Origin of the sequence: Dyella choica, assembly GCF_003977665.1 — a bacterium.
GTDB lineage: Bacteria > Pseudomonadota > Gammaproteobacteria > Xanthomonadales > Rhodanobacteraceae > Dyella_B > Dyella_B choica.
Genome location: NZ_RYYV01000001.1, coordinates 397246 through 408937, shown reverse-complemented (window position 1 = coordinate 408937; position 11692 = coordinate 397246). Strand labels below are relative to the sequence as shown.

The 11692-nt window shown below is 61.2% G+C and carries 12 protein-coding genes; 5 read left to right on the top strand and 7 right to left on the bottom strand.

Translation table 11 applies throughout. The features are described from left to right. Nucleotides 1-5: 5 nt before the first annotated feature. Both EKH80_RS01990 and EKH80_RS01985 read right to left on the bottom strand, forming a co-directional pair. Nucleotides 6-1583 carry a DHA2 family efflux MFS transporter permease subunit gene (locus EKH80_RS01990; RefSeq protein WP_126683034.1) on the bottom strand — a complete coding sequence of 526 codons (1578 nt, stop codon included), beginning with the start codon at nucleotides 1581-1583 and terminating at the stop codon, nucleotides 6-8. After that, a complete protein-coding gene (locus tag EKH80_RS01985) occupies nucleotides 1580-2665 on the bottom strand; it encodes an HlyD family secretion protein (protein ID WP_126683033.1) in 1086 nt (361 codons plus the stop codon). The genes EKH80_RS01990 and EKH80_RS01985 overlap by 4 nt, the downstream gene beginning before the upstream one ends. A gap of 206 nt (nucleotides 2666-2871) precedes the next feature. Here EKH80_RS01985 and EKH80_RS01980 point away from each other — a divergent pair, with 206 nt between their 5' ends. Next, nucleotides 2872-3417: a MarR family winged helix-turn-helix transcriptional regulator gene (locus tag EKH80_RS01980; RefSeq protein WP_126683032.1), complete on the top strand. Its 546-nt coding sequence runs from the start codon at nucleotides 2872-2874 to the stop codon at nucleotides 3415-3417. A gap of 101 nt (nucleotides 3418-3518) precedes the next feature. Here EKH80_RS01980 and EKH80_RS01975 read toward each other — a convergent pair whose 3' ends face one another. Both EKH80_RS01975 and EKH80_RS01965 read right to left on the bottom strand, forming a co-directional pair. Further along, nucleotides 3519-3929 carry a hypothetical protein gene (locus tag EKH80_RS01975; protein WP_126683031.1) on the bottom strand — a complete coding sequence of 137 codons (411 nt, stop codon included), beginning with the start codon at nucleotides 3927-3929 and terminating at the stop codon, nucleotides 3519-3521. A gap of 1176 nt (nucleotides 3930-5105) precedes the next feature. Next, complete coding sequence (locus tag EKH80_RS01965) at nucleotides 5106-5360, bottom strand: hypothetical protein (RefSeq protein WP_126683030.1); 255 nt, start codon at nucleotides 5358-5360, stop codon at nucleotides 5106-5108. A 459-nt stretch (nucleotides 5361-5819) separates the two neighbouring features. On the opposite strand from EKH80_RS01965, the gene EKH80_RS01960 reads away from it, so the two are divergent. After that, nucleotides 5820-6908, top strand: a complete 1089-nt coding sequence (locus EKH80_RS01960) for an aromatic ring-hydroxylating oxygenase subunit alpha (protein ID WP_126683029.1) — start codon at nucleotides 5820-5822, stop codon at nucleotides 6906-6908. Beyond that, on the top strand, nucleotides 6905-8200 hold the full coding sequence (locus EKH80_RS01955) for an amino acid permease (protein WP_126683028.1): 1296 nt from the start codon (nucleotides 6905-6907) through the stop codon (nucleotides 8198-8200). The genes EKH80_RS01960 and EKH80_RS01955 overlap by 4 nt, the downstream gene beginning before the upstream one ends. 70 nt (nucleotides 8201-8270) lie before the next feature. Here the strand turns inward: EKH80_RS01955 and EKH80_RS01950 are convergent, their stop codons facing one another. After that, a complete protein-coding gene (locus EKH80_RS01950) occupies nucleotides 8271-8957 on the bottom strand; it encodes a dienelactone hydrolase family protein (protein ID WP_230473363.1) in 687 nt (228 codons plus the stop codon). Nucleotides 8958-9236: 279 nt separating this feature from the next. Here EKH80_RS01950 and EKH80_RS01945 point away from each other — a divergent pair, with 279 nt between their 5' ends. Both EKH80_RS01945 and EKH80_RS01940 read left to right on the top strand, forming a co-directional pair. Then, a complete protein-coding gene (locus EKH80_RS01945; RefSeq protein ID WP_230473377.1) occupies nucleotides 9237-10031 on the top strand; it encodes a class I SAM-dependent methyltransferase in 795 nt (264 codons plus the stop codon). A 118-nt stretch (nucleotides 10032-10149) separates the two neighbouring features. Continuing rightward, a complete protein-coding gene (locus EKH80_RS01940; RefSeq protein WP_126683025.1) occupies nucleotides 10150-10497 on the top strand; it encodes a hypothetical protein in 348 nt (115 codons plus the stop codon). Between the two features lie 156 nt (nucleotides 10498-10653). Here the strand turns inward: EKH80_RS01940 and EKH80_RS01935 are convergent, their stop codons facing one another. Both EKH80_RS01935 and msrA read right to left on the bottom strand, forming a co-directional pair. After that, nucleotides 10654-10944 (bottom strand): DUF1330 domain-containing protein, encoded by a 291-nt coding sequence (locus tag EKH80_RS01935; RefSeq protein WP_126683024.1) that lies wholly within the window; start codon nucleotides 10942-10944, stop codon nucleotides 10654-10656. A gap of 163 nt (nucleotides 10945-11107) precedes the next feature. After that, nucleotides 11108-11614: a peptide-methionine (S)-S-oxide reductase MsrA gene (gene msrA, locus EKH80_RS01930; protein ID WP_126683023.1), complete on the bottom strand. Its 507-nt coding sequence runs from the start codon at nucleotides 11612-11614 to the stop codon at nucleotides 11108-11110. Between the last annotated feature and the right edge of the window lie 78 nt (nucleotides 11615-11692).

Here is an 11692-nt window from a genome sequence, read left to right as displayed (position 1 = left end):
CCTCATTAATGCATCGGTGCCGACGCATGGCCGTCTTTGACCGGCGAAAGCAGCATGGCCGCGGGAACCATCAATGCCGCGAGTACGGCGCTGTAGATGAAGGCGTCGCTATACGCCAGCACGGCGGCCTGGTGTTCCAGGGTGCGAAAGGCGTAGGCAACGGCCTGGCTGTGCAAACTGCCGGCCGCCCGGCCAAGCGAGCGCAACGCGGCTTCATTCCGGGCGACCAGCGCATTGAAAGACGAATTGAACGGCGTCAGCCACGTCGACAAATGCGCCTGGCGCGCTTGCGTGCGCTCCGAAACCAGCGCGGTCGCGATGGAAATCCCGACCGAGCCCGAAACATTGCGGAACATCACGAACAGCGCTGCCGCATCTGCGCCGAGCGACTTGGGCAGACTGTGGTACGACATGATGCTGATCGGGACGAACAGGAACCCCAGCGAGGCCGTCTGCAGGCTGCGCATCGTGGTGAGCGTGCGAAAATCGATCGAGGGCACCAGGGTGTTCGAATAGCAAAGCGCGAACGCCATGACGGTGAAGCCCATTGCGATGACGTAACGCAGTTGCACCACCTTCATCAGCCGTCCGACGAACGGGATGAGCAGAATGATCACCACGCCACCGGGTGCCAGCACCAGGCCGGCCCAGGTGGCGGTATAGCCGATCGTCGTTTGCGCAAATTGCGGAATCAGCACGGCGCTGCCATAGAGGATCATGCCCATGCCGATGATCAGGATCGAGCTGACCGCGAAGTTGCGGTCCTTGAACACGCGTAGATCGACCACTGGCTTCTTGGCGACCAGCAGCCACAGCACAGCACCGGCAATGCCGAGTGCGGCCAGGATCGCCAGATGCACGATGAAGGGGGAGTGCAGCCATCCTTCGTCTTCGCCACGGTCCATCATCACCTGCATGCAACCCAGGCCTAGCGTGATGAGTGACAGGCCGATGTAGTCGACCGACCGTTTCCGCTTCACCGCCCACGGTGGATCGTCCACCAGCACGCCGATGGCAAAGAACGCAAAAATGCCGACCGGAACATTGATGAAGAAGATCCAGCGCCAGGAGGCATGATCGGTGATGTAGCCTCCGAGCAGGGGACCGAGCACCGGTGCCACGACCGTTGCAATGGCCGTGATGGCGAACGCTGCGGCGCGTTTGCGCGGTTCGAAGGAATCGAGCAGGATGGCTTGCTGATTCGGCTGCAAGCCGCCGCCGAAGAAACCTTGCAGCAAACGGAACACGATCAGCTGCGGCAGGCTTTGCGCCAGCCCGCACAATAGCGAGCACACGGTGAACATGGCGATGCAGATCAGGAAGTAGCGTTTCCTGCCGATCACCGAGCCCAGCCAGCCGGAAATGGTGAGCACGATGCCGTTGGCGACCAGGTACGAGGTGAGTGTCCATGTCGCATCATCCGGGCTGCTCGAAAGGCTGCCGGCGATATGGGGTAGGGCGACGTTGACGATGGTGGTGTCGAGGATTTCCATGAACGCGGCGAGCGTCACCACCAGTGCGATCAGCCACGGATTGGCGCGCGGTTTCCAGGCCATGCCTTGCGCCTCGGACACCGCGTTCATGGCAGCGCTACCGTCGGTTCGACCGAAAGATTGAGCGGCAGTGGCTGCTTGGGGTCCAACCCGGAGTCGATCACGATCTTGACCGGCACGCGCTGGACGATCTTGACGAAGTTGCCGGTAGCGTTTTCCGCGGGAAAGGCGGTGAATTTCGCCCCGGAGCCCAGCTGGATACTGTCGACGTGCCCTTCCAGCTTGAGTCCTGGGTAGGCATCCACTGCAATGGATACACGCTGCCCGGCGCGCATGTGGGTGAGTTCGGTTTCCTTGAAGTTGGCCGTTACCCACACTTCAGGACTCACGATCGAGAACAGTTGCTGGCCGACCTGGACGTAATCGCCTTGCTCGACGCCCCGCTTGGTGACCCAGCCATCCTGCGGCGAAGTGATGTCGCACCAGCCGACATTGAGCTTGGCCTGATCAAGATCGGCCTGGGCGCGCTTTACTTCGCCGTGCAGTTGCACGACATGGGCTTGCGCTTCATCGATATTGAGGCTTACCGGTTCGGCCATGCGCAATTGCGCCTGCGCCTGCGCCACGTCGCCTGTCACCGCGTTGCGTTCGGCGGTGGCGAAGTCGATGTCGTGGGAAGTGGTGGCTTCTTTCGGGATGTCGTGCTGGCGCAGGAACTCCGACTGCGCCTTGAACAGATTGGCGTGTTGCGTGGCGAGCGTGGCCTGGGCCGCGGCGAACTTGGCGGGGTAGGTGATCTTGGCCAGCGCCAGTTCCGATTGCGCGGCAGCCAACTGGCCTTGCGTTGATTCCAGCGCACCTTGGGCTCGGTCACGGGCGGCGAGATAGTCCGCGCATTGCATGCGCACCAGTACCTGTCCCCGGTGCACGAACTGGTTATCCGTTACCTCCAGCGCGCTGACGTAGCCGGCGACGTGTGGCGCCACCGTGATGGCCCGGCCATCCGTATAGGCATCGTCGGTGGAAACCTCATGGCCGGCCACGACGGCATAGGCAATGCCGCTCACCAGCAGCGCCCCAGCGGCCACGCTCGCCGTGATACGGGTTTTGCGGGACCAGGGTGGCCGGGCGGGCAAGGGCTTGGCGCCTTCCGGTTCTTCTGCAGGGGTCATGTCCAACTCTCCAATTCACCGGCCGGCAGGCGCCGATCGCGTGCCGTGCTGCGATTTGTATGGAGGCAGACAATATTCTCGTTCGAGGAATTAGTCAATAAACATACAGTTCGTTGACATACTATTTTCTATGTAATTGTTTTTACAATGGAACTTATTTGTACTAAGCCATACAATTCAGCTGAGGAATTGTTCCGGAAGAGGTCATGTCATTGAAAAACCCCGATTCCCCCCATGGCCCGGTCTTTCCACCCCAGTACCTGCGCCAGGCCTATCTGGAGCGTTTTCCTCCCGAGGCATTCCAGCGCGTGGAAACAGTGTTTGCCCTGCGCTCCGCCACCCAGCAGATCACCAATGTCTTGAACGAATGGCTGGAAGGCACGGCCGGTTCGCAAGCGCGCTTTCAGACCCTTGCCTTGCTGTGGGGGGCCGGTGGTCGCCTGGTTCCGCACCAGGACATCATTGCCGCGCTGCAAGTGAAGCGCGCGACCGTTTCCGCGCTGATGTATTCGCTGGAACAAGATGGCCTGGTGCAGTCGGCCGGTGATCCGCAGGATCGCCGGCGCTTGCTCGCCAAGCTCACGGAAAAGGGCCGCGAGGTCATCACGCGTGCGATGGAAATGAATGCGGGCAGGCTCAAAAATGCGCTCGCCGGCCTATCGACGGACGAGCTGGTCTTGTTTCAGAGCTTGCTGGCGCGCGTCAGGGACGGATTCTTGCAACAGGCAGCGGCAGAGAACGCGGGCCATTGACGTAAAGTTCCCTGCGCGAAAACGGCAGCGTTGAATGCAGAAAAGCCGGATCCCGAGGGATCCGGCTTGGTCGTTACGACGAAATGCGCTATGTCAAACGATCACTGTTTGCCGGCAGCAGCATCCGCATTCGCACTGATGCCGGCGTTGGCATTGGCGGCACCCGCATTTCCGTTCACCGAAGCGCCGGTCTGCACCTTGGCATCGGCGGGCTCAGTTGCGCCCATTGTGGTCTTCTTGGCGGTGGTCGAGGCTTCGTCAGCAGTCGATGCGGCGGTATGCGTAGCCTTGTGCGCCGTGTGCTTGGCTTTGCGAGCCGTGTGCTCGACGGTCTCACTAGCCGCTTGGGTCGCGCCGGTCGTCGTTTGCGTTGCGCCGTGCAAGGCCGTACCTGCGTTCACACCCGCACCGACGCCTGCGCCAACAGCGCCGCCGGCAGTGACTTGAGCGAAAGCGGGGATGCTCAGCACGCTGGCGGTGGCGATGGCGGCAACGAGAATGGACTTGCGCATAGGGTAACCTCCGAGTGGGGAACGCCGCGTTCTTCTGACGTGGCGAGCAGACGCTAGGCGAATGAGGGCAACTGCATCCTGAACGAAATCGGGCGGGTTTCAGCTGTCGGACAGCTGGATGAATCGCAGTGAAAACGGCTCTGCAAAGTTTGCGTTAGCCGGCATTGCGGAGGATGAGCGGAGTCGTCATACACTACGAACAAAGCAAAGGGGCTTATGAACGCACACGAGTGGTTTCGAACGGCATGGCTTGCCTTGGCCGCTTTGAATACGGTGGTTTCGATAGCTGTTGCGGTCGATGCGGGTTACAGCGGACGCACAGAAGGTGCTGCAAATCTTGATCATCTGGATCATTCCCGTGTTGGGCAGCGCGCTGCTTGGACTTTTTCTTCTCTCCCAGCGCGGTCATGTGCCGCCTACTGGCTATCGATCGGAGCCAAAAGATGGCGCTGCTCAAGTCTGGTCAGTCCTCAATTCCCATGACAAGGATCATTGAGAGGTCCGGCCGGGCATAGGGGGCCTGATGTTGTAGAGTTCGCCGACCAAAGAAACAGGGGAGAGTTTGTGCGCCGGATTCCAGCCGCGGCATCCAAGCACGTGCAGCTCCCGGACCTGGGAGAACGCATATGCATACTCGGTCCGTCCAACAGCGGCAAATCCACCCTGGCCAATGCAATTGCGCGAAAGTGCGGGCTAAAGGCGATCCATCTGGACCAGCTGTATCACATCCCGAATTCGAATTGGACGCCGCGTCCCCCAGATGAATTTGTCGCCCTGCACGACCACGCCATCATAGGCGACCAATGGGTCATGGACGGCAATTACTCCAAGTGCATGCCGCAGCGTTTTCTGCGCGCAACGGGCTTGATTTTGCTGGATGTAAGCATGCCCCTCAGCTTGTTCCGATATGCGAGAAGGACACTGTGCGCTCGCGACAGAGTCGGTACTTTGGAGGGCGCTCGCGATAGCATCAAATGGGCCATGATCCACCATATTGCCATCGTCACTCCATGGAGCCGTCGCCGGTACGCGGAGATCTATCGGCAAACGCCATTGCCGAAAATTTACCTGCCATCGGCCCAGGCGATCGATCAGTGCTATCGGCATTGGAGTCTGTAGCGATGGAAGGCTTGCATTGATGGGATTGAGAAATAGCTTCGCTTTCTCCAGCCCAGCTCAGGCAACGGTGGACATGGCGTGCGTCCGCAACCTGGCGACCATGGCAAGGATCTGCTGACCGGTTGCTTGCGGATGCAGTACCAGAAAGCGCTTGCTGCACTGACCCGCCGGTAGGCGCGCTGCCGCGATGCACACTTTGCCGTCATTGGACGCCACTACCGGTGGCGCCGGATACTGAGGGTCCCACAGCTGCAGACGCACCAGGCCATGCTGCGGGCCACCGGCAATAAAACATTCAACGATCTGTTCCATCTCCTGCTTCCCCCTGCCGTACAGGCGAGGCCCGTTCAGGACTCCTCGCCAGTTGCTTACATGGATGCACGCGTCACGCCATGTTTGCAGTTGGAATGTGCTGTACATCACGATTTGGTGCCGTGACTGTGCCGGCGTCGTTAAGCGCAGCGTTGGAAGTTCAAATATTTGGCCAGGGGCAGGGCAAAACGCCGCGATGAATGTTGCCGTGCCGTTAAGTTTTCGGCCTTCCCGACGTTCGCTACCCCTGTTTTTGCCGAGCGGGCGGGCGCCGGTGTTTCGGAAACCTGACATTTCACGGCACAAGCAGCGATTCGATGCCCAGGGACGTCATGGACCGGGCAGGAGATGGAGATAGCCGGCAAGCTGTGAGCCGGCGCCACGGAACGCCCGCCCTTCGCATTGATGCTGCACTGCGGTCCGATAAATACTCGGTCATCACCGCCTACGGGTATGGCCATGGTCGAGCTGCTTTCCCCCGACTCACTCGCTGCACAACAGCTCGATCACGCCCTGACCCTGCCGGCCCGCTTCTATACCGACCCCCGTATCCCGGCCCTGGATGCTTCGGCCATCTTTGCGCGGAGCTGGCAACTGGTAGGCCACCAGTCGCAACTGTCGGGTGTAGGGGACCATGTGGTTACGCAGATAGCGGGGCTGCCGCTTTTGGTGGTGCGCAGTACTGAGACCAGCATTCGGGCCTTCCATAACGTATGCCGGCATCGTGCCGGGCCGATCGCCAGCTGTGACGGACGCGGCGCGCAAAACCTGCGCTGCCGTTACCACGGCTGGACGTACGGCCTGGATGGCGTGCTGCGCGGAGCGCCGGAAATGGGCCGCGCGCCGGATTTCAATCCGGCGGATATCCGCTTGCCTGAAGTGCGGGTGCAGGTGTGGCAAGGCCTGGTGTTCGTCGCCCTTGGCGAAGCCCCGCCGTTCGAATCATTCGTTGCCGGTATCGATGCGCGCCTCGGGCCGCAGCGCGCGTTGGACGGCTACGAGTTCCATCACCGTGTCAGCTACGACGTGGCCTGCAATTGGAAGGTCTACGTCGACAACTATCTCGAAGGCTATCACGTGCCGTGTATCCATCCTGGATTGAACAGCCTGCTCGATTACCGCAGCTACATCACCGAAACGGCCCAATGGTATTCCTTCCAGTACAGCCCGCTGGAAAGCGGCGACGATCTCTACGGCAGCGGCGAAGCGCTGTACTACTTCCTGTATCCCAATGCCATGCTCAATATCCTGCCTGGCCGCCTGCAGACCAATCGCGTGCTGCCGGCTGGGGTGGACCGCTGCCGGGTGGAGTTCGATTTCTATTACGCGCCGGACAGCCGTCCGGAGGCGCAGGCGCGGCGCGCCAAGGACATCCAGTTCAGCGATGAAGTGCAGGATGAGGACGTCACCATTTGCGAAGACGTGCAACGCGGGCTGGCTTCGGGTTCCTATGAAGCCGGGCGCTTGAACCCGCTGCGCGAAAATGCCGTTCACCATTTTCATGAAATGGTGCGCCGGGCCTATCGCAACTCGCTCGACCAAGCATGACTACGGCGCAGCGGTCGCTCGGGCTGTGGATGCTGATCGCACTGGTCATCGGCAACATCATCGGATCGGGCGTTTTCGTGTTGCCGGCTGCGTTGGCGCCTTATGGTGCCGCGAGCTTGCTTGGCTGGGGCATCAGCCTCGGCGGCGCGCTGATGCTGGCGCTGGTGTACGCGCGGCTGGCGCAGATCGTTCCCAACTACGGCGGCGCGTACGCCTATGCCCGTCGCGCTTTCGGTGACCAGGTCGGATTTCTCGCGGCGTGGAGTTATTGGGTCTGCGTGTGGTCGGCGAATGCAGCCATTGCAGTGGCATTTGCCGGCAGCCTCGGCTACGTCTGGCCGGTGGCGACTGCCACGCCGCTGCGTGGCGCCCTGTGTGCGCTGGGTGCGTTATGGATCTGCACGTCCATCAGCCTGTCTGGGGTGCGCGAGGCGGGTTATACGGCGATCGTCACCACTACGCTCAAACTGGTGCCGCTGGTGGTATTCGGCTTGCTGGGACTGGGCTGGGTGCATGCAAGCGCTTTTCATCCCCTCAATCCCAGTGGTCATTCCCTGGTGAACGTGGCCTCGTCGGTCGCCTCGCTTACGCTCTGGGCGTTCCTCGGCCTGGAGACGGCCACCGTGCCTACCGGTGTGGTGCGTGATCCGCAACGCACGGTGCCGCGCGCCACAGTGATCGGCATGACTGTCGCGGGAGTCGCCACCATGCTCGCTTGCACCGTGGTGGTCGGCATGCTCCCAGCAGACGTGCTGCACGCCTCGGCGGCGCCGATGGCCGAAGCCGCACGACGCGTATGGGGCAATGCGGCGGGTATGGGGATCGGCGCCATCGCTACCATATCGTGCTTTGGTGCGCTCAACGGCTGGGTGCTGCTGCAGGCGCAGACCACCCTTGCTCCCGCGCTGGACGGTTTGTTTCCCAAAGCCTTCGCCCGCCTGGACAAGCGCGGCACGCCCTGGTTTGGCCTGCTTGCAAGCAGTGTACTGGCCAGTGCGCTGATCGTTTCCAACTACAGCCGCTCGCTGGTTGCGCTGTTTACATTCACCATTTTGCTGTCCACCGCCGCAACGCTACTGCCTTATCTGATAACAGTGCTGGCATGGTGGCGGATCGACACCGTCGTCAGCCCATTGCGTCGAGGGATTGCTCTGGGCGCGCTCGCTTTCAGTGTTTGGGCACTTATCGGTACCGGTACGGAGACCATGCTGTGGGGTGCGGTGCTGCTTCTGGCCGGGCTGCCGATTTATGTATGGCAACGCCGGGTTGCTGCATCGTTGCCGGAGCGATGACGTAGGCTAGGATGAAATCCCAGCATCGCGCGTGCTGTCGCATGGCAATGCTGGGTTTTGCAGCGTAAGCCTACGCCCAGAGCGTGCGCCCCAGGAAGGTAAACGTCCTGTCCCACGCCAGCTGCGCCCATTGGGGATCGTATTGCGTACCGGCAATTCGGCCATGACCGATCGCCGTTTCGTTGGCAAAGGCGTGATGCGCGAGGTAGCGGTGGAACTGTGCATGTACGCCGCTTTCGGCAAGCTTCGTTTCCAGCGCGTCCACGGACTTGATCGAGAAGAACGCATCCTGCGTTCCCCAGTGTCCGAGCACGGGTACTTTGATGCGTGAGGCTTGGATGTACTCCAGCGGCGGCAGGCCGTACCACACGACGCCCGCGGACAGATCGGCGTTTTGGCCGAGGGCGAGCAGGGCGAGTGCGCCGCCCATGCAGAAGCCCAGCACGGCAACCTTGGTGATGCGTTGTTTGAGGTAGGCCACAGCGGCCGCAATGTCCTGCGAGGCCGCATCGCCGAAGTTCAGGCCCTCCATCAGGTGATGCGCTTCTTCCTCTTCCACGGTGACCTTGCCGCGATACAAGTCAGGCACCAGGGCGAGGTAGCCCGATTGCGCCAGCCGGTTGGCCACCCCCCGGATCTGCCCGTTCAGGCCCCACCATTCCTGGATCACCACCACCGCGGGCGCGCCATCCGGCCTTTCCGGCAGGGCCAAATAACCCTCGAGCCGCTGACCGTCCGGGCGTTGCAGGCCGACCATGGATCCGCTTTTTGCGTTCATGACACTTCCTCATGGCTGGGAGAGAGGTTCATTCGGCGCAGTGTGACTCGCCGGGGCGCCAAAGGTAAGCGCAAGCAGCCTCGGGTGAATGGCCGATTGGGGCGGGTTGTTTGCTCATCGCGCCGAAATCGTGCCGTGGGATGACCGGGCTTCGTGAATCCGGGCAGCTTTGCCTAAAATCCGCATTCTCCCCCCTGGAAGCCTCTCTTCGTGACGCATTACTCCGGCCCTTTGCTCACGCGCGCTGCCGCGCAATCCATGCTGGCTGCATGCGGCGCGGGTGCCGTCGAATGGAATGGCTCCCTCGACCTTGGCCGCTCCCATGGCGATGCATTGCTGCACGCGGATAGGTGGCAGTGGAAGGGCCAGGATTATCCCTACCCGCACAAGCTGAAAGACCGCACGATCTACTACTGGGATGGTGACGAGTTCGCGCCGGTTTCGCGTTTTTCCGGTTCGCTGATCAAGCTGGTGCCTACCGAGTGGGGAGCGCCCACCTTCGAGATTGACGGCATCAAGATGTTGCCTACGTCGAAGGAATCGCCGGTTGAGGATGCACGCCGCAAGGTGGCGTTGGTCGAGCCTCGCGGCAAGGTGCTGCTGGATACCTGCGGCGGGCTGGGCTACTTCGCGGCCTGCTGTCTGGAGGCTGGCGTGACGCGCATCCGCTCGTTCGAAAAGAACCCCGACGTATTGTGGTTGCGCCAGCTCAACCCTTGGTCGCCGGATCCGGACGATTCCGCCTACGGCGGCCGCCTGGAGCTGACCCATGCCGACGTGCAGCAAATAATCGCGCAGATCGAGGATGCTTCGGTGGATGCCGCACTGCATGACCCGCCACGCTTCGGCATCGCCGGCGAACTCTACTCGCAGGCATTCTACGATCAGCTTGCGCGCGTGCTTCGCCGTGGCGGTCGCCTGTTCCACTACACCGGCAGCCCAAACAAGCTCACCAGCGATCGCGACGTTCCACGCGAAGTGGCGAAGCGCCTGGAGAAGGCGGGATTCAAGGCGCAGCTGGCCTTGGATGGTGTGCTGGCGACCAGGCGTTGATCCATTCCACGTACCCGTCATCGCAGCGCGTAGGCTGGGATGATAATCCCAGCATCGGGGTGTCGCATGAAAGCTGGGATTATCATCCCAGCCTAAGCGCTAAAATCAGGGGACTTGCATGACGCCGCAGGACTTTGTATCGAAACTCGGTGCCGAAGTTGTCGACAAGAATTACGCTCTTTACCGCAGCCTGCTGCTGGATACCGGGGTGGAGCAGGCTTCCGATCCGTATTGGCAGCGCGTCCTGACGCTTTTCGGCCAGTTGGGTGCTGACCAGCGAGAAGTGCTACTGGAGCTTACCCGCCATGTCACGATTGACGCCGTAGCCAACGTCCTTGGCGTTATCGATGGAACCCAGGAGCTGGCAGATGCCGATGGCGTTTTCCGGTTGAGCTATGCCGGGCGGCAGCTTGAAGGAGAGCTGCAAAGCATGTTCCTGGAACTAGCTGAGCAATCGTTGCCGTGAGATCTGTTTTCGAAGTCGACGTTGAGCTGAAACATCGTCACCGCACTGTGTGCGTGTCTGGCCAGGCGTAGGCTGGGATGGCAACCCCAGCACTGGGATGCCGCGTGCAAAGCTGGGATTGTCATCCCAGCCTACAGACGCATATACAGGGGCGTCCTATAGTCCTTCGATGATGCGAACGTCGCGCTCGGCCGCACCGACAAGGTGTTGCACCGTGGCTTGGTACTCTGCGCTGTTGTAGGCGGCATCTGCTGCGGCCAGGCTGCTGAACTCCACCACGGCAACGCGCTGAGCTATGCCGGTTTCATAGGCGAATGAAGGCTGGCCGGCAATCAACACTTTGCCGCCGAGCGCCTTGATCACCGGTCCGGCGACTGCTGCGTACTTGTCGAGGCCCGCCTGGTCCGAGACCGAGCGAAACGTTATGACCCAGTATCCGTTTGCCATGTTCTTTCTCCTGTAGGTTCAACTGAAAAGACAGCCGAAGTGCGTGCCGCCCACTTCGTCGGGAAGGCAAGCCTAGGCCGATGCCGGCGCCAAGCAAATAGACGCCGTGCGGAAGACACTGTTGCGGAAATCGCTGGAATGCAACGCTCGAAATACCACCACGTCAAGCGCGTGGCGGCAGCTTCCAGTCCAGCCGGATGAAATGGCAGGTATAGCCTTCGGGATAGCGTTCCAGGTAGTCCTGGTGTTCCGGCTCGGCCTCCCAAAACGGGCCTGCAGGAGCGATCTCGGTGACCACCTTGCCGGGCCAGAGGCCCGATGCGTTGACATCGGCCACGGTGTCAACGGCGACCTGTTTTTGCTTTTCGTCGCGATAGAAGATGGCCGAGCGATAACTGGTACCCCTATCGTTGCCCTGGCGGTTAGGGGTGGTCGGATCGTGGATCTGGAAGAAAAATTCGAGGATCTGGCGATAGCTGATCCGGCCCGGGTCGAACACGATCTCGATCGCTTCGGCATGCGTGCCGTGATTGCGGTAGGTGGCATTGGCCACTTCGCCGCCGGAGTAGCCGACGCGCGTGGACAACACCCCGGGGTAGCGCCGCAGCAGATCCTGCATGCCCCAGAAGCATCCGCCGGCCAGGATGGCTGTTTCGGTTTGGGTGGTCATGGTTTCGCCCTTTTGCAACTGACCATCAAGTGATGCCGGAATGGGCGCAAAACAAGTGGCCGCGGAAACATTCGTTGC